Genomic DNA, 17,200 nt, shown 5'->3' with positions numbered 1-17,200 from the left:
GACTACCTTCCTTCGCCATCCTGATTTCACAACCATGACCTAACGTAATTTGTCATACGTTAGTGTGATAGGCTTTCCCTATCTCTGACTACTACGAAGGCTCCGTTACCATATGGAATATTCAAGAGCCACATTTCTTGGTTTTTACCTTGAAATCATCCTCTATAGCCATAAATGGCGCTTCCACTTAGGTAATCCCCATTTAGTACCTTGTAAATAGTTTGTAGTAATGTCGGTTGGGACTTTCAATCTTTACTAATGTACTTTAGTTGGTTCTCTAGTGTGAAACACACCTCTCTCCACAAAAAATAGATGAGCTGAACTAGAGACATATCGTTTCAATGTCTATTTCGATATGGTCGTCGATAAGACCCCTTGATTTATCCTTCACGCAGTTTAGCATTCAACCTTGTTTACCACGGTACACCTAGAAATTCAGTCGCACTCATGACATTAGAGTGACTTATCCCGTTGCAGCCATGCTACACTCCCCGTTCACTTTCGATTACGGATAAGGCTACCGGTGTCGGGTTGTTATCTTGTTTCACTTCACCCGCTGATTTACTAAATCAGAGTTTACAAGGCCCTTATGGGCGCACTTTTTCTTCAACCGTGTCTGGATCTGCAACTACAATTTCACCATCCAATTGAAAAATACTCATCATTTGAGCAATATGTTGTAAAATTAATCCTCCGTTTCCTCCAGCACCTACTAATACAATATGTGGTACAATCTTCTTTCCTTCTGCAATATCAATAACAATACTCATTTTTATAGCCCCCTATTTTTCTTTTGATAGTGTATTCTCTAAATTTCGTAGAAATGGAATCGATAAATTTGTAAGCCTATGCACGGTATACAAGTCAAATGAATGCATCACTAGTATCGATGCAGCATAAATGACTCCTACCTCTTGCACAATGCCTACAACATATTGAAGTAAATTCAACTGCACAACAAGCGTGTCTACATATTCTTGATGTGTGTCTAAATCAATATGAGTATTCTTCCTCTGTCCTTCTAATGCTTCATATATGTGATTCATCTCTAACTTGCACATAAATTGAAATAGCTTATAGTCATCATGCGATTCCTCTATTGCTTGTTTATTCTTTGTAAGAACTAACATGTATTGCTTTATCTTTGTAAACATTGAAACGTGAATTGTTTTTAATGTTGTCATAATAAAGAAAGAGACATAAAAATATGTCTCTTTTACGCCCCCTTGTGTATTTATTTTAAAAGTGTGATCCTACTTAAATCGTAATCTTGGCTTATCCCTTTTGTTGCATATTCTCCTGCAAATATAAAGTTAGGATTAATAGAATGAAATTTTCCATCTATACAAGTGCGTACTCGTAGTTCAGGGAAAACATCCTCTATTCTGCCAACAATTGCATAAAGAATAGGAGCCCGTTCACTTTGATCATCTAAATCACTTGGTTCAGCAGAGAAACGATGATGACTGTGTATCTCCATAACTTTCATAGCGATAGACTGCATCTCTATATTCGTTTCTGGGATTACAATTTCAGTTGCTATCTGCTGGCGTGGAAAGTCCATAAAATAACCACGCTCTTTATTGAAATAGACATCGGCATGCACTTCGCAATCACATTTACGAGAAATGGCCTGTGCAATAATAATAAAGTCCATTAATAAAGTTCTTGGAATAAAATCCCCAGGTAAAAAGTGATTCAGCCAAGTACTAAGAAAAGAAAAAGGACAATCTGAAATGGATTGTCCTTCTACAATACTTGCTCCTTTTGCGCCGACAGTTAAAATCGGAAGTAGTGCATTTGTATCCTCATCAAATTTAATGACAGTTAAGCCTTTTACAAATGAGGGATAGCGTTGCTCTAATTTTACGCGAATGTCCTCTGCTTCTATTTTTCTTACATCTGTGGAATCTCCATTTTGAACAGCAATTCCATGTGTAATTTCTTCTTCTGTAAACCAATCTACTAACGGTATATCTCCAAATACTACATGACGAACAACCGTTGTTGTATTGATTTTATCTAGACAATCTGTAGATTTTGAACCAGTAGCTTTCTTACTAGCCTTTGTCTTATTCTTTGCTTTTTCCTTTTTTTCTTCTTTTTTAGCAGCAGCTTGCTCTGAAGCAGCTTTTTTCACTGGTACTGTTGTTTCCTCTACTTGTGTTTCCATATCAAAAAAATCGAATAAGTTTGTCATAATAAAAAATCCTCCTAGTATCTTTGCTTATATATAGTTCTGCTATTTTCAGAAATTCGATGTACTCAATTACTGTCTGCCAGTAACTTATTTTCCATTAAAGTTAATGGCCAAAGTGGTAAATCATTGACTCTTTTGCCATCTGAATTTTGTGTAATACCCTTCTCGTTTAAAAACTTAATAATTCGTTGTCTTTCTCTCTCAATTCTCATTCGTGTTTCATAATCTAAATACACCGTATTTCCTCCTAAGCATGTTGGATCCAATGTTTATAATCTAAACTCCAACAAAATTATTATTCTTAATAAATACTCCCCTGCTTCTAATAAACAATCACTCTAAAGAGCGTGTATTAAAAAGTCATTTCCGATTCCATTAAAATAGAATCATCAAAACTTTGGTTTTCAAATCGTTTAAATAGCTCTCCAACTGGTTCCGTATGAGTATGTGTAAGGTCGTGATTAAAAGAACTTGCAAAAAATAAAACATGAAATGTTTCTAAATCTTTTAAAGTCCGGAATTCAGGTATCACAACTCTACCTGTACATACAGATCCACTAGGATGAACATTAGAATATGGAAATTGATATAATTTCATTCCTTCTTCTAACTCCATATCTTCTTTTACAGCAAAGACAGAGATATTCGTAACTCGTTTTTGGTACACCGTATAACGAAATAATAGACGTGGAAAGCCTACTTGTTGAAACGGTCGTTCAAAGAAATGAATATCCCACTGAGCCTTTGGTACTTCAATCCAAACAGCTTGTTTATCTCCACTCTTAGATAACACCTCGTGTTTTATACAACCTTTTGGGAGTACGCCACTAGAGTAATGAGTATTATCTTGTGTACCCTGCTCCATAACTTCTTTTAAAGCTAAATAAAAGTCCTTAAAAGTAACGGCAGTTTCTCCACGAGATAATTCGTTGTTAAATTGCTGTATGGTTACAATTCCTTTTGGCTCTAAAGCATCAAATATTGCTACTGTCTTCATTTGTTGTTTCCCCCTGCGTATAGATTGTTTCTAATAAATCTAGTAACATCTCAAATTTATATGGCCCGTATAGTGGTTCGTCGCCATAATAGAGATAAAGAGATTCTTCATCAATTTGGTAAGAATACTTTACTGGATAACAATCTAGTAATTTTGAAATTTTTTCTTTATGCTTCGGTGATATGCCGTCTATTGTTTCAGCTATAGCACCCCATGTGTCCTCTGCTGCTTCCTTTATTTCCTTTAATGGTATGTCGAATAGTGTAGAGAGCTTTTCATACTCTTCTTCATCAATTGGAAAAGCTTCTAAGCCCATATCTTCGATCATGTCCGTACCCAATTCTATAAATCCTTCTTCATGGTCTAATTCATAGATATTCTCTCGGTCTAAATACGAGGGAGAATACTGTGTTACATCAATCGAAAGCTCATGCATGCTTTTAAAGTAACGTAAGATATGAAATTGACATGAATAAAATTTAGATAGATTTATGTTTAATAGGTTCATGGAAAGTAAGAAGATGACAATCGTATCTGTTGATTCTATGTCCTCCCACCTTATTGTTTGGTTTTCATCTAGAAAGTCCACACAAGTTTGGATTTTACTAATTGTCCCATGAGAGATTTTGTTGAAATCTATTTCTATATCTTTAGAAAGGCTTTCTAATATATATATTTCCTCTTGATATCTTTGTTTAATTTGTTCCCAACTTACGATGCTGTAAGTTTTGTTTAACTTAAGTGATAGTAAGTAGTTTGACATCGCTACATTAGATGAATAGCTAAATAATTTCTTCATTTTTAGGCCCTCTGTACTAATTTGCTATATTTTTTGTTAACTGTATCTCTTCAAAGATACGAAGTAACATCTCAATTCGTTTAATTGCTGGAAAATATGTATCATCATCGTAGAAAAGGTAAAGTTTTTCCTCATCAGCTTGGTAAAGCATACGTATATCAAACTGATTCTGGATTGACTGAAAGAAACTTTGATCCTCTATCTTGATATTAGAGAGCATTTCGCCAATTGGACTCCATGCATTCTCAACAATACGGTTTATTTCATCCATAGATATATGAAATAAATTCGAATATTGGATTAAGGTATCTTTATCGTCGCTATCTACCTCTTCGTGATGTAATTTCATATCTTGAAGTAAGTCATCACCCCAATTTTTAAATGAATCCTCACAATCGTATTCTTCGAAATTATCTTGTTCTAAATAAGTTGGGTAATAATCTTTTACAGGAATCCCTAATCTATACATACGCATAAATATCTCCATAAGATACAATTGCGATGTATAGAAGCAGGAAAGATCAGTATCTAAAGATTTTTCCGCAATCATGATTATTTCAAGTAAAGTTTTCGAATCTAAATTAATAGGGAAATTGGAGTCCTCTTCTAAATAAGAAACGGCAGCCATTACTTGTTGAATAGATCGTTCTGAAATCTTACTGAAGTCTATTTCTCTTGAGTGCTCTAAACAATCTAATATATAGATTTCTTCTTCATGCTTCTTATCTGCAAGTAATTCATGCAGTAAGTGAGCATTCTTTTGCATTTTTAACGAAAGTAGATACTTTCTTACTTTCTGGTGATTGTATGTAAATAATAATTTCATACCTGGTTCCCCTTCGTCTTTTCTCGAATCATTGCCGCAAGACGGATTATAATTTCATAATAAGAAAGTACCCATTCATCAAATGAGTACTGTTCATAACCATCCTCTAGAAATTCAATTAAAATATGACTGGGATACGCTTCACTTTGATAGGTGTTAAACGAAAATTCATGTAACACGAATTGAAAATCAGATTGTGTTATATGTTCCGAGCCTATACATAAATAGTAACCAGCTGTATCGAAGTAACATCCTTCCGCAGCCATAGAACTAATATCCGAAGCGAAATTCGAATACATGTCTTCTGAGCTAAATAACGTCCCATCTAACAGGTCTTCTTCAGTTCCAAAGGCAAAGTGACAAAATACACTTGTTTGCTCGTTAAAACGCGCAAGCGACTCGAATAATAGTTCACTTGTGATATGCAACTTGTCCCTGTGAAAATCATTGATATTGATTAAGAATGGGATGTTATATTTACGAATTAATTTTTGTATGCGTAGTATCCGTATGTATACTTTCATCTCATTTCCTTGATTAAATAAATATCTCATCTTCTAGCCCCTGCTTTTCTACATCTTCTAGTTGTTCAGTGAAAAGATGTAAATGTAGCATTTCTTTTAATTCACAATCTGGACCATTTATACGAAATGAATTACCACTATAAAACGTGACATAATGTCGTAGCTGCTCAAATTGCTTTTCAAATTCATCTATATGTTCTAATGGTATGTTTTCTAAATCAGGCATTTCGTTCGCAATAAATCCATTTATAATCAATTCAAAGGATTGACGAAGTTCTTGATTATTAGGAAGGACTTCTTTTGACTGTAAAAAGTCAAAGAAGTCACTGTGATTCATACTCATATGGATGCCCCCTTACACGCGAACCGGTAGAATTAACTGCAGATTAGAGTGAGTTGTATCCTCTGCTCCCACTACCACGATAGGTCTCTGATTACTAATCATTTTTATCGCGATTGTTTCAGAAGTTATCGTTTGTAGTGCTTGTAGCAGATATTCCACATTACAAGCCAATGTAAATGCTTCAACTTGATTACATGGAATTTCTACACTTGCAGTACCTACTTGAGAATTTTGTGGTTTCAGATGGATGCTTTCTTTTCCTTCTGACGTAAGCACGATTAAGGAAGAAAATGCTGAAAGCTGCTCCAACGTGTTTTTAAATTCTTCACGTGATAGTTGTATTTCACTTTTAAATTCATCGGGTACCATACGTGCCGTATCAGGATATGTACCAGCTAGTAATCTAGACTGATAGATAATACTCTCGCCACGGATTAACAGCTGTGTATCACTAATGAGCTTTAATTGTAAATTTGTTTCACGATTAAAGAGCTTAAGAGCTGTTTTAAGAGACTTAATTGGTAACACGACTTCACCATCTTTTGCGATAGTGATCTTTGTACAATCAAAATGTAAACGGGCTAAACGGTGAGCATCAGTTGCTATACTAAAGAACTTATCATCAACTGATTTTAAGTTCACACCTGTTAGGATCTTACGTGTATCCATTGCAGGAATAGCATGCAATGTTCCGTTGGCCATCGATACAAATTGTTCTTGTGAAAGTGAAATCCAATCTTCCCCTGCTTCAATTTTAATTTCAGGATATTCTTCATGATCCATGGTACAAAAGCTAAATTGTTTCTTCTTACTTTCTACGATTTTTAGCTCATTATTTTTATGTTCAAGACCGATGAATTCACTTTTGAATTTCTTAATCGTTTTAAGTACCGGAGCAGCTGCAAAAAGCACCTTCCCCGGTTCAGTACAATCCCCACTGTTTACATTAAAGCGAGTTACTAATGTTACTGTTTCTGTACCGTCTGAACCCATTAGAATCATTCCCTTTGAATTACAATCCAATAAAACACCTTGTAATGCCGGCATTGGGTTTTTAACGTCTACAGTAGCACTTGCTTTCTCTAATTTTTCGATAAATAATGTACGGTTAATAGTAAATTGCATAATAAATCCCTCCAAAAAGTAATAAAAAAAGAACAGATCTCATATCCTGTTCATTCGTTTTCCTGCTATAAAACAAAGCTTTACGCGCTTTGTTGTTTTTTTAACTGTTGTATGAGTTGATGAATGGCTTCTGTATGATCATGAAGTAACCATTCTCTAAAGGATGTAACATCACCAGGAATAAGAGCTGATAACCACCGGTTAAGCTGTTTCTCATTTCCAGGACGAATATTCTTCGCTTCGTGAATCAACTGTAAACTAGTTAGAATTCCTTCTAAACCACCAATCGTCGTATCCTCAAATGTTCTTGCTTGCGCATTATAATTGTGATTATAGGCAAGTAGAATTTCCTTGGATGTAATACTTAATGGTTTTGCAAGCTCTTGTATGTTTTGAATTAGTACACCTAGACTTACTTGGCCATTCGATGGTTCCTTCTTTGAACTTCCTTGTTTATGTTTTTGCTGTAACATAGTAGGTGGTATAAAATAATATCCTTTCTTTTGATAAGAAATATAGATACTATTTGGGCCATTACTACATGTAGAAAGTTCTACTTTAGTAGGTTTTACATTATAATACCGATAGGTAAGCCAATTCTTCAGCATTACCTGTTAAGAGTGGCTTTTCCCCCGGTCCACACCGTACGTGAGACTTTCACCTCATACGGCGCTCCATCTAATAATCAAATAGCATGAATTTTGTTCCTGAATCGTTTCAGTTTATTAATTTCCTTATTATTCAAGATGCTGCTCATATCAACTTCATTGTGTATTGCCTTGTGAATTTCCTTATCTACACAGGCTAGATTTGGCAGCTTATTGACTTCTTCTAACGGGAGATTAGGATTAATGTGATGAACATGCAGGTTGTGCTTCCCAAGTGGGACTCCTGTAATTCTACATTTTCCTCTATCTCTGTTGAACGCATATCCTCTATTCATAAAGTACTCAAAATTGTATCGGGGTGAATTCACAAGTTTTTTCCTGACTTTCTCAAGGAGAGAGAGGCTTGTAATTTCATCTAGTCTGACACTGAACTCCTTTGTTCCCTTTCTTCGCTCGATTAATTTACGTCCCGAAGGAGAGTATGGAGTTTCATTTTGAACCTTTTGTTTATATAGGTTTTCGTTCATCTTGGTTAGGTTTAAATGCATAATGCCAATGTAGCCAACTTCGGTTTTAATAGCTAAAGTCTTTTGTGTCCGTTTAGGGTATTTGTCCGCAAGGTTAATACACTTGTTGATAGGATGTAAGACCCCACCACGCCTAGATAGAAGATTAAAAGTCTTTTTTCTTAACTTATAACCTTCTCTATCCATTATGGGAGATTCGGTGGCATATGAATAATAATTTATTAATCCTCTAACCTTTGAGTTATAGGCTAAGATTAGCTGTGCATTACTCAGTTTATCGTGGCTTAATCTTTTGCCGAGAGAAGTGAGTGTGGCTCTGAGTTCTTTTACTTTTCTTTTAATCTTCTTATCAGAAGGAGTTATTTGGCTGATATATCTTGTCTTTTTATCCTTCTTCTTTTTTCCTTTTACACCTTTTAAGACTACCTTGTATTTGAAGCCAAGAAATTCTATTGGCTTATGCCTGATGTTGGTTATTCTTGTTTTCTCTTCGGATAGTTCAAGTTTAAGTTCTTTCTGAAGAAAATTCTTGATAACAGTCTTCCATCTATAAGCATGGGATTTGTTATTAGTGACTAGAACCCAGTCATCAGCATATCTGATTAGATAGCCTGGCTTAAGGTTAGAAGATTTTAAACCTCGTAATTTATGATCGTGTTTCGAATACTCATGTCTGGTTGTAAATTCTTCAAATTGCTTGGCAACCCATTTGTCGAAGGAATGTAAGTATACATTTGCTAAGAGGGGGCTTAATATGCCACCTTGGGGTGTACCATTGTCATTTCTAATGATATTTTTGAAGATTCCAGCTTTGAGGAATTCCGTTATTAGGCACAATATTCGTCTATCTTTGATTCCCATGCTCCATAGTTTTTTTATAAGAATCCTATGGTTTACTTTGTCGAAGAATTGACGAATATCACCTTCTACGATCCAGTGATACCCAGTGTTATGAACAAGGACTTTTACTCTTTCCAACGCATGATAGGTAGTTCTTTCTGGTCGAAACCCAAAGCTGTATTTGAAGAATTGTGCTTCGAGTACAGGCTCTAAGACTTGCTTCATCATTTGTTGAATTATCCGGTCTTCTATGGTTGGAATACCGAGAGGTCGTTGTCCGCCATTAGCCTTTGGAATAAACACACGTTTTATTAGGTGCGCCTTGAAATTTGTGAGTCTACCACGAATTAACTCGATAAGTTTTTCTTCGGATAGTCTGAGGTAGTCTTGGATTGTTTTTCCGTCTACCCCTGGAGTCATGGAGCCTTTATTGCTTTTTAGCGAGTGTATCGCAGTGACAATATTAGGTTTTGACATCGCAATTTCAAGGAGAGATGTGTGTTTGATTCTCGTCTTTTTTTCCATATGCTCTTTTGTTTTTGAGTACAGCTTGTCTAATGTTCTCTTTAATTCTGTTTCTGATTCAAGAGTATTTTCTAGTTTTCGCACCAAATTGCATCACCTCTTTTGCTGAGATTTTGCTCTAAGGTTTAGTCGGTTACTGTTACACATTCCTAGAATAATTTTGCCTTTGCATGATTATTAGACTTGGGCCCTTCCCTCTAGTTATATTACATAACCTTCTTTGGTACTATGACCCTACTGCCATTGGTGTTAAGGAACTTCAGTATTGTATGTGTAATACCTTATATCCACGAACCGATAATTAACCATCGTATGACGTTCTCACCAACTTCAACTGTTCCACATGTTTTAGCCTTACATATAGCCTTAGGACTCACCTTTATGCCGTCAGTTACTAATGAACTAATCGTAATTTGATTCATTAGATGAATAGGGTATAGTCCCTATCCGCAGATTTGATATACCTTATTATCATTTCCACAACTGAAAAGGTATGGTTTTACCTCCTCCATATTTCTAAGGAACGGATAGTATCGACACGTACATTCAGTGATTCGCCAGAATCTATGATTCATTCTATCCATAGCTATTTTATGGCGTCCCGATTACTTTTCTTACCATGTTCCCTGAGGAATTTAGGTTCGATTTTCACCGCCTTCAACGGGCTCATAACAATGATAGGGTTCTCTATTATTGCTATCCGTAGTATTAGACCTTTTCAAGAGTTTACGATGTTCTTGCAAGACTTACTTCCGAGTCTTGATAGTCAAACATGCAGTTAGAACATTTTATAGTTCCCTCGCTTTTATATAGTGTGTTTCCACAACTTTTTGTGCGAGAACAGTTCACACAAGGTATCTTCCTACGCCCCAAAGCACAGCAGCTCTTTTTAAACTATTTGAAAAGCCACCTTTTACAGAACTATAGTCAGATTCTTCACTTCCATCCTCTTTTGATATCCAACGTTCATTCAAAAACACTGATATGGTACATTTCGTTGCTTTCTCACCCCATTTTTCATACGACACCTGCCAGTTATCAATACCAAAGACTTCATCAAATCGGTCCTGAATGGCGCGTGCGTCAACAAATGGAGCTACAAACGCAAAAAAACGACCTTGGCTTTCAAATGTATTTATAATTTTCCATCCTAATTGTTCGACAGGAAATTCAGCTTGTAAACTTTCCATTATATTTGTCATAATAATCCTCCTGTATTACTTGTTATTTCGAATCTGGGTGTTTCCACTCTTTCTTTCGAAATTCATCAATCATTTCACATATAATTCCTCTGTTTTCATGAAGCAGCCAATCCTCATGGGAAGTAATATCTTTCCCTGATTGAATGGATAGACGCTTATTCAAATCCTCTATACTTTTACAACTGATATTCCTTGCTGCATAAATGAGACTTAAACTTACTTTTAAATCTCTTAAATAAGAAATGGTAATATCCTTAAATGTCGTAGCTTTCGTATTGAAGTTTTGATTGTGCGCTTGCAACATTGATACAGAACTGATCCATAAAGGATTAGCTAGTTCTTTAATTTCTTTAATAATGTCATGTAAATGAGCATCATTTTGTAATTTCCTTTGTGATTTTTCCATGACTAAATTCATGATGTTTCCCCCTAATTAATAAAATAATTGCCTAAAGTGCTGGCTATACAATAACTCCAAACTTGAAGACAACACAAAAAGGGCTTCTTCAAGTCGATTAAAAATGTGTATAGCAAAATAAGCTATATATACACTAATCGGCTCAAAGAAGCCCTTTCATAAATGAAACAAGACGCAACTTGCTTCTACAACTCAACCACAACACAAAAAAAAGGTGTGGGAATAAACGGAATCAAATAAACAATAAATATATCTGTATATTAAACTATCTTTATTTTTAATGCAAGTAAAAAAGAGTGAAACAACCGTATCACTCTTTCATCCATAGTATATTATTTGCTCCAAAATTCATTATAATACCAAGCTCGATAAGAAATATGTTCTGATACATCCATTATTTTCATACGTCTTCTATGATTTTAGGGTGAACAGGTATACTATATATCTTCGCATCGTCTGGTTTCATCATATCTTCTACTTCAATTTTTACAACTTTTAGATGGTACGGCATACGACCATTACTAAAAATATCCCCTACACAAATTGTCCAAAGACTTGTTTCTATTTCAGTTACATTATTCATTTTATATTCTCCTCTATAAATTAATAAAAAAGACATTGAACAAATACGTCCAATGTCTTTTTCCCTCTTATATACTAGTTAACTCAAAGTATAATTTTTCTGGTTTTCCATACATGCTAATTTCATTTTGATATACGACAGCTAATGGCTGAGGCATCTCAATGCTTTCCATATAGGATAATGAAGCAGCTGCTTCTATTTTTTCTTTAATCTCATTAGGAATGGCTGAATAAGATAAGCTATTCATTTTACTTCCTAATTTAGTATCTGTAGCAGCTTCATAATAAATTTCGGTAATTATGACCTCATTATCATCTGGATCATACATATATCCTCGGTTAACTGTAATCATATTGTAGTGCTCCTCTCAGGTTTACATTTTCTAATTCCTTGTGCTTTTAGCATTGCAACAAGTACCTTACTTATATATAAATCCCATATTTTCTATAGTTGCATTCCATTCTATAACTACTGTACTATGTCTCTTTTATAAATTGTTCTTAAAAACGGAGAGTTCAGAAATTCTTAACAAAAGTAGGATATGATAAAGCCCTGGATTTGGTTATAATTTCTTACCGCTTTTAATATTTGAGATTCTTTAAATTTGCTTTTTTACAGTGTAATTGCATAGACCCAGGAGCCTTTTTCAAGCCTGAATGTATCAAGATCTTTATCTATACGATAGAAAACATTCAGTTCATACTCTGAAACTACTGCAAAATACATATAAACTGTCCCTTTACCTAAATATTCAATTCTCTCAATTGACAAAGAGAACATATCCCTCATAAGTTGTTTACAATGTAAAATCTCTTTTAATTCTTTTTCAACATTCATATATATACACCTACTTTATTAAATTTTTGGTAGTAAATTTGCTATAACACATGGTAAATCTACAATCTTTTGACGATGATAAATTTCTTCTACTGTGTCATAGATTGCTATATGCCCATAATCTACCTTTACTCGCTCACGCAAACCTAATCGATTAATATTAACGTACTCCACTTCTCCATAATCACTCTGCGCTTCCATTAAATAAAACCCTACTGCCTCATATGGACTATTGGCTGCAATAATTTTTATAGCAAGTTCTTCTCCATAACTAACCTTATAAAATTTCATTTGTACTTCCCCCTTGAAATAGAAAAAAGCACCTTAAAATTGTGCTTTAATCACTTTTATTATTCGTTTAGCCTAAATGGTCTAATACATGTATTTCCTAACTTAAAGACAACACAAAAAGGGCTTCTTTAAGTCGATTAAAAATGTGTATAGCAAAATAAGCTATATATACACTAATCGGCTCAAAGAAGCCCTTTCACAAATGAAACAAGACGCAACTTGCTTCTACAACTCAACCACAACACAAAAAAGGTGTGGGAATAAACGGAATCAATTAAACAATAAATATAGTTATATATTAATCTATTTTTATATCATATTCAATTGTTTTAAGGAAACAAAAATAAGAAGGGAATTTATATATAGTTGTTTTATGTACCATATAATAATGCCCCTGTTTCAACGTTTATAAATCCCCTCTTATTTCAGTTCTTGTTGTTACACCATGTACTGCATTTCAAAATAAAGTTTTTCTGTTTTTTGATTTTGGTCTAAATGACATAGTATTTCTGGAATGGTTTGTTCTTCTACTTCCATACTTTCCATATAAGACATACTTTCGTTTTCTTGAACTTTTTTAAAAATGGAAGTAGGTAGTTTGTCTGCAGAAAACACACCCATTTTGCTTCCTAACTTTTGTTCGGATGCAGCGTTGTAGAAAATTTCGTTCACAATGACCTCATTATCATCTGGATCATACATGTACCCTCGTTGTATACGTAGCAATTTGTTACTCCTTTCAAATATATTCCTTTACACGAATGTTTATATTTGTATATATTGTTTTTCTGTATAAAGGTGTCAAAGAATATTATTTCGTAAAATCCGTAATTTGTATAGAGGGAGATACAGGATAATTCGTTTTCTTAAATTTTTTTTAAATATTCCACGCTTTTTTATATAACAAACAAGCCACCCTTTAAAATGAATCAATAGCTTGTAAGGGCGGCTTAGTTTGTTGCGAATAGCTTTGTATTTAATTGTTTAATCTCTCCTTCTGCAAGGGGCTGGTAAAATGCATGTTGTAATCCTTGTATATGCAAGGTTTCTCCTATACATAACAATACTTTACCAGGGAGCAGGTCGAGTAATAGTTCATTATTAATTTGCTTTGCTTGGTTTTCAGTAGAAACATAGATAACTAACACTGTAGGATTGTTTCCTAAATCTTGCATAATAACATCTTTTCCTGATTCTACGAAATCTTTCCATCGAGCAATAATTCGTTTTAAACGATCCTTTTTATCTGTTAGTAGAGTGGAGTATACAACGAAATTAAATATGTGATTTACTCCGCCTTGCACTGCAAAACTTAAAGGAGGGGTAAAAACCCCTTTACTAATAGATGGATGCATAATATGACCTAAAAACGATGGAGCATAACGCAGGTGGCAGATTAATTCTATATCGTGCCAATAACGTAAGTGAACATATTTACCGTGATTATCAATTCGTTCTGGGGCAAAGAAGAACATATTTCCTTGCCAGTATTTTAAAAATTTGTAACCATTGTCGGATAACGTATATGTTTCTTCAAAGATCTCCATTTCAAAACTCTCCACTTGCCATTTTTCAATTAGACGGTAGTAAAGTAATCCTTGAAGTGCATCATTTATTTTCTTACGAGAATATTTATCCTTAAATAAATATAATAAATGATTAAATCGAACAGATGTATGAACACCAATGAAAGCAAGTAAGGTATACTGTTCTTCTGTTAAACGCTGCTTAAACTTAACCAATTCGTCAAAAGAATGGAATACATAGGTTTTATCCAGTTCATGTATCCGATATATTTGAAGTCCCTGTACATCCTCACTTGATAAATGAGGAATAGAAGGGACATAAGTGGGCAATTGTTTCTCTATTGTACGCATAGTCATCCATTAAAATTGGAAAATTGACGAATTAGTTTTTTTACTTTGTCCCTGCGGATAATTTAGGATACGCACTGTACCTTTTCTATTTTTCGCGTCGATATTAAGCAGCTCACATGTAACAATCGTTTGATTTTTCGCATCTTCTACAGTTGGATTAGCAAGATTACGGCTCTTAAGTCCTTTAAACTGAATTCCTGGTGCAACCTCTACGAAAATACCCGCAATAGCGTCTACCCCTACAATTTTACCTACAAATCGGTCACGGCGTTTCTTTAGTTCTAACAACTTTTCAATTGGATCTGTTTCTAGTTTCTTTTTATTTCCTCTAAATTCATAACGGCCATTCTTTTCCCCTACTTTATCGATGATAAGTTCTACAACATCACCAATGACAATATCCTCCGGACGGACGAATGTATAGGACCAGTGTGAGTACCGTACACCTATTGTTACACCGTGTACTTCAACTAAGACTGTTTGTGCAGATGGGATATGTCCTGAAACGGTTCCTGTGTATACCTTGTTGCCCTCTTGCGCTGTCACTTCTTCATATAATCTTTTTTGAAGTGCCAATTCTCCTGCAGTGATAGATACAACAGCAAAGTTGCCTTCCTCCGTTTTTTGGAAGTGTTCAATGATTAAAGGCTTGGTTCTACCAACTAGCCATTGAGGATTTTTAGGAACATTTATACCTGCCTCTGTAATGGGGCAATATGCTGTTGTATGAGTACCAATTTGCATTGTAAGTACTTGTATACGCTCAGACTTTCCGTTTTTAGTTGGGAATAGCTTTTCAGATACGACTGTAATCAAGCCTTTTCCTACAGTACGCTCACGTTTCATACGGGCTAATTCCTCTAGTTCATGATCACGTACTCGCTCAAATTGATTAAAGTTTGTTTCTAGCACTGTGTCACCTTGTAGGTTCTCTGCTTCAAAAGCCATTCCAAGTTCTTCTACAGTTTGAGTGTTTGTCTTATCTTCTGCCATTATATTTTCCTCCTAGAACGTAAAAAAGGACACACCTGTACCGTTGGGATGGTACGTAAGGTGTGTCCTTCACGTAAATTATGGTTTATTTATATAGTTGTTAATACAAATATAATGGTATTTCTACTCAAATGCAAGAATAATTTTAAAATCATAAGTTTGCTATAGGTTAAATCAAAATCTAGAATGCAGCCTTACTAGGGGGACCGCTAGTATTTCGGAAAAAACACGCTAAGAGTATGCATAATTTTATACAATTTTTCGAGTAATTCAGTAACAAACGAGAACCCTAAAACCGCGCCAAGATAGGAATGTATAAAAAATTGAATAGATCCATAGAACAAAAAAAAGCGGACTCCCTGTGAGAGTAAGGGCCCGCTTTTTTCCTCTCTACCAATAATGATGCGTTATGTTAACTGTACTTGTATACAATATACAAAACAAAAATACTTTTTTAGATGCAAACACATATAAGATATCTAAAGTTATAGATGAACAAAATGTACTATTGAAGAATATATAAAATATATATCAAATATATATCAAATATAGTACAAGCCTATTCATTACATCCTTAGTAAAAATAAAATTTTATGGCTTTTGGAGGAAAACATATGCCCAAAAAAGTTCTCTTGTTTACAGATTTGGGAATTGATGATGTGTTTGCTATTCTGTACACCTTTTTTCGTAATGATATCCAACTTGTGGGGATTGTAGCTGATTATGGAAATGTATCGAGAGAGAATGCTATAAAAAATATTAACTATTTGAAGTATATTTCGGGAAGAAAAGAGATACCCGTATTTCTCGGTGCTTCTGTACCTTTAACAGGTATATTGGTTCAATATTTTCCTGAAGTACATGGAAAAGTAGGACTAGGACCTATCATTCCACCTGAAATCCCTTATCCAATTTATCCCATAAATGATATTTACAAAATTATAAACTCAAATTTAGACGATCTTACAATTATCAATTTGGGAAGACTTTCATCATTGGCTACGTCATTTATTTTGAATTTAGAAGCAATGCGGAATGTGAAAGAATACATTTGCATGGGTGGAGCCTTTTTTTACCCCGGAAACGTGACTGCTGTGGCTGAAGCTAACTTTTACGCAGACCCTTATGCAGCAAACTTAATTCTGCAGCATGAGAAGAATTTGACAATTATTCCATTAAACGTCACCCAACACGCGATTGTTACACCTGAAATGGTTCAACAAATTGATGCATTTCACCGGAATACACAAGACCTTGCAGGACTCATCATCAAACCTATGTTAGACTACTACTATAATTTCTACTCTAAATCGAATCCTGGCATAGGAGGAAGCCCTATGCATGATTTTGTAACAATATGGTATTTGTTGAATCCAGATGCAGTTCGTCTGTCAAAAGTGCCCATCAAAGTAATTCCCGATCAAGGAGAAGGATTTGGTCAAAGTATCGCAGACTTTCGTTTTGTGACAAATCCAGGTTATAAAACACATAATATCGCTTTTCAGTTCAATTATGAAAGATTTAAGAGAGATATTATGGAAACATTTTTAAGGAAAAGACTATAGCATATCCTAAGTAAAGATAAAAATACATATTTAAAAAAGAATTATTTATAGTTGGATGTATTGTAGTTGCTATGAGTTTACTAAAATAGAACTTCCTATATCGAGAATTATGGTGCGACA

At 34.5% G+C, this 17,200-nt stretch carries 20 protein-coding genes and 2 pseudogenes; 1 reads left to right on the top strand and 21 read right to left on the bottom strand.

What is annotated here, in order from left to right:
• Window positions 1-587: 587 nt before the first annotated feature.
• The 21 genes and pseudogenes from KI369_RS03615 to KI369_RS03515 all read right to left on the bottom strand — a co-directional run bounded on the left by KI369_RS03615 (window position 588) and on the right by KI369_RS03515 (window position 15,515).
• The gene (locus KI369_RS03615) at window positions 588-770 is read right to left on the bottom strand and encodes a ubiquitin-activating E1 family protein (RefSeq protein WP_000029266.1); all 183 of its coding nucleotides are present in this window, start codon (window positions 768-770) and stop codon (window positions 588-590) included.
• Window positions 771-782: 12 nt separating this feature from the next.
• Window positions 783-1,184 carry a hypothetical protein gene (locus KI369_RS03610; protein ID WP_061531289.1) on the bottom strand — a complete coding sequence of 134 codons (402 nt, stop codon included), beginning with the start codon at window positions 1,182-1,184 and terminating at the stop codon, window positions 783-785.
• 50 nt (window positions 1,185-1,234) lie between these two features.
• Window positions 1,235-2,200 (bottom strand): MPN domain-containing protein, encoded by a 966-nt coding sequence (locus KI369_RS03605; protein ID WP_046199363.1) that lies wholly within the window; start codon window positions 2,198-2,200, stop codon window positions 1,235-1,237.
• A 65-nt stretch (window positions 2,201-2,265) separates the two neighbouring features.
• Window positions 2,266-2,436 (bottom strand): hypothetical protein, encoded by a 171-nt coding sequence (locus KI369_RS03600; RefSeq protein ID WP_000280379.1) that lies wholly within the window; start codon window positions 2,434-2,436, stop codon window positions 2,266-2,268.
• A gap of 116 nt (window positions 2,437-2,552) precedes the next feature.
• A complete protein-coding gene (locus tag KI369_RS03595) occupies window positions 2,553-3,197 on the bottom strand; it encodes a hypothetical protein (protein ID WP_000859312.1) in 645 nt (214 codons plus the stop codon).
• Window positions 3,175-3,996: a hypothetical protein gene (locus KI369_RS03590; protein WP_000732879.1), complete on the bottom strand. Its 822-nt coding sequence runs from the start codon at window positions 3,994-3,996 to the stop codon at window positions 3,175-3,177. Before KI369_RS03590 ends, KI369_RS03595 begins: the two co-directional genes overlap by 23 nt.
• 16 nt (window positions 3,997-4,012) lie before the next feature.
• Complete coding sequence (locus tag KI369_RS03585) at window positions 4,013-4,822, bottom strand: hypothetical protein (protein ID WP_000770658.1); 810 nt, start codon at window positions 4,820-4,822, stop codon at window positions 4,013-4,015.
• On the bottom strand, window positions 4,819-5,376 hold the full coding sequence (locus tag KI369_RS03580) for a hypothetical protein (protein WP_001269725.1): 558 nt from the start codon (window positions 5,374-5,376) through the stop codon (window positions 4,819-4,821). The genes KI369_RS03585 and KI369_RS03580 overlap by 4 nt, the downstream gene beginning before the upstream one ends.
• Entirely contained in the window at window positions 5,360-5,689 is a 330-nt protein-coding gene (locus KI369_RS03575; protein WP_000062336.1) for a hypothetical protein, read from the bottom strand. The genes KI369_RS03580 and KI369_RS03575 overlap by 17 nt, the downstream gene beginning before the upstream one ends.
• 12 nt (window positions 5,690-5,701) lie before the next feature.
• The gene (gene dnaN / locus KI369_RS03570) at window positions 5,702-6,814 is read right to left on the bottom strand and encodes a DNA polymerase III subunit beta (RefSeq protein WP_001160900.1); all 1,113 of its coding nucleotides are present in this window, start codon (window positions 6,812-6,814) and stop codon (window positions 5,702-5,704) included.
• An 80-nt stretch (window positions 6,815-6,894) separates the two neighbouring features.
• Complete coding sequence (locus KI369_RS03565; RefSeq protein WP_000917103.1) at window positions 6,895-7,422, bottom strand: hypothetical protein; 528 nt, start codon at window positions 7,420-7,422, stop codon at window positions 6,895-6,897.
• A 77-nt stretch (window positions 7,423-7,499) separates the two neighbouring features.
• Window positions 7,500-9,398, bottom strand: coding sequence for a group II intron reverse transcriptase/maturase (gene ltrA / locus KI369_RS03560; RefSeq protein WP_002019929.1), 1,899 nt, complete (start codon window positions 9,396-9,398; stop codon window positions 7,500-7,502).
• A gap of 767 nt (window positions 9,399-10,165) precedes the next feature.
• A pseudogene (locus KI369_RS03555) lies at window positions 10,166-10,516 on the bottom strand (Rad52/Rad22 family DNA repair protein); the annotation flags it as partial.
• A 22-nt stretch (window positions 10,517-10,538) separates the two neighbouring features.
• On the bottom strand, window positions 10,539-10,934 hold the full coding sequence (locus tag KI369_RS03550) for a hypothetical protein (protein WP_001055070.1): 396 nt from the start codon (window positions 10,932-10,934) through the stop codon (window positions 10,539-10,541).
• A 332-nt stretch (window positions 10,935-11,266) separates the two neighbouring features.
• A pseudogene (locus tag KI369_RS03545) lies at window positions 11,267-11,517 on the bottom strand (hypothetical protein).
• Between the two features lie 67 nt (window positions 11,518-11,584).
• Window positions 11,585-11,869, bottom strand: coding sequence for a hypothetical protein (locus KI369_RS03540; RefSeq protein ID WP_000633806.1), 285 nt, complete (start codon window positions 11,867-11,869; stop codon window positions 11,585-11,587).
• A 260-nt stretch (window positions 11,870-12,129) separates the two neighbouring features.
• A complete protein-coding gene (locus tag KI369_RS03535) occupies window positions 12,130-12,354 on the bottom strand; it encodes a hypothetical protein (protein ID WP_001100171.1) in 225 nt (74 codons plus the stop codon).
• An 18-nt stretch (window positions 12,355-12,372) separates the two neighbouring features.
• Entirely contained in the window at window positions 12,373-12,645 is a 273-nt protein-coding gene (locus tag KI369_RS03530; RefSeq protein WP_000675279.1) for a hypothetical protein, read from the bottom strand.
• A gap of 438 nt (window positions 12,646-13,083) precedes the next feature.
• Complete coding sequence (locus KI369_RS03525) at window positions 13,084-13,347, bottom strand: hypothetical protein (protein ID WP_212955055.1); 264 nt, start codon at window positions 13,345-13,347, stop codon at window positions 13,084-13,086.
• 248 nt (window positions 13,348-13,595) lie between these two features.
• Entirely contained in the window at window positions 13,596-14,522 is a 927-nt protein-coding gene (locus KI369_RS03520; RefSeq protein ID WP_001259102.1) for a hypothetical protein, read from the bottom strand.
• Between the two features lie 9 nt (window positions 14,523-14,531).
• The gene (locus KI369_RS03515; protein ID WP_000796697.1) at window positions 14,532-15,515 is read right to left on the bottom strand and encodes a hypothetical protein; all 984 of its coding nucleotides are present in this window, start codon (window positions 15,513-15,515) and stop codon (window positions 14,532-14,534) included.
• A gap of 614 nt (window positions 15,516-16,129) precedes the next feature.
• Here KI369_RS03515 and KI369_RS03510 point away from each other — a divergent pair.
• Window positions 16,130-17,080, top strand: a complete 951-nt coding sequence (locus tag KI369_RS03510; protein WP_063259417.1) for a nucleoside hydrolase — start codon at window positions 16,130-16,132, stop codon at window positions 17,078-17,080.
• Window positions 17,081-17,200 lie beyond the last annotated feature (120 nt).

Source organism: Bacillus sanguinis (genome assembly GCF_018332475.1).
Taxonomy (GTDB): domain Bacteria; phylum Bacillota; class Bacilli; order Bacillales; family Bacillaceae_G; genus Bacillus_A; species Bacillus_A sanguinis.
This window is presented reverse-complemented; position numbering and strand designations above follow the sequence as displayed.

Excerpts from the sequence above, each read along its gene's own strand:
- KI369_RS03615 (WP_000029266.1), bottom strand. The coding sequence starts at position 770 with ATGAGTATTGTTATTGATATTGCAGAAGGAAAGAAGATTGTACCACAT.
- KI369_RS03610 (WP_061531289.1), bottom strand. The coding sequence starts at position 1,184 with ATGACAACATTAAAAACAATTCACGTTTCAATGTTTACAAAGATAAAG.
- KI369_RS03605 (WP_046199363.1), bottom strand. The coding sequence starts at position 2,200 with ATGACAAACTTATTCGATTTTTTTGATATGGAAACACAAGTAGAGGAA.
- KI369_RS03595 (WP_000859312.1), bottom strand. The coding sequence starts at position 3,197 with ATGAAGACAGTAGCAATATTTGATGCTTTAGAGCCAAAAGGAATTGTA.
- KI369_RS03590 (WP_000732879.1), bottom strand. The coding sequence starts at position 3,996 with ATGAAGAAATTATTTAGCTATTCATCTAATGTAGCGATGTCAAACTAC.
- KI369_RS03585 (WP_000770658.1), bottom strand. The coding sequence starts at position 4,822 with ATGAAATTATTATTTACATACAATCACCAGAAAGTAAGAAAGTATCTA.
- KI369_RS03580 (WP_001269725.1), bottom strand. The coding sequence starts at position 5,376 with ATGAGATATTTATTTAATCAAGGAAATGAGATGAAAGTATACATACGG.
- KI369_RS03575 (WP_000062336.1), bottom strand. The coding sequence starts at position 5,689 with ATGAGTATGAATCACAGTGACTTCTTTGACTTTTTACAGTCAAAAGAA.
- dnaN (WP_001160900.1), bottom strand. The coding sequence starts at position 6,814 with ATGCAATTTACTATTAACCGTACATTATTTATCGAAAAATTAGAGAAA.
- KI369_RS03565 (WP_000917103.1), bottom strand. The coding sequence starts at position 7,422 with ATGCTGAAGAATTGGCTTACCTATCGGTATTATAATGTAAAACCTACT.
- KI369_RS03550 (WP_001055070.1), bottom strand. The coding sequence starts at position 10,934 with ATGAATTTAGTCATGGAAAAATCACAAAGGAAATTACAAAATGATGCT.
- KI369_RS03540 (WP_000633806.1), bottom strand. The coding sequence starts at position 11,869 with ATGATTACAGTTAACCGAGGATATATGTATGATCCAGATGATAATGAG.
- KI369_RS03535 (WP_001100171.1), bottom strand. The coding sequence starts at position 12,354 with ATGAATGTTGAAAAAGAATTAAAAGAGATTTTACATTGTAAACAACTT.
- KI369_RS03530 (WP_000675279.1), bottom strand. The coding sequence starts at position 12,645 with ATGAAATTTTATAAGGTTAGTTATGGAGAAGAACTTGCTATAAAAATT.
- KI369_RS03525 (WP_212955055.1), bottom strand. The coding sequence starts at position 13,347 with ATGTATGATCCAGATGATAATGAGGTCATTGTGAACGAAATTTTCTAC.
- KI369_RS03520 (WP_001259102.1), bottom strand. The coding sequence starts at position 14,522 with ATGCGTACAATAGAGAAACAATTGCCCACTTATGTCCCTTCTATTCCT.
- KI369_RS03515 (WP_000796697.1), bottom strand. The coding sequence starts at position 15,515 with ATGGCAGAAGATAAGACAAACACTCAAACTGTAGAAGAACTTGGAATG.
- KI369_RS03510 (WP_063259417.1), top strand. The coding sequence starts at position 16,130 with ATGCCCAAAAAAGTTCTCTTGTTTACAGATTTGGGAATTGATGATGTG.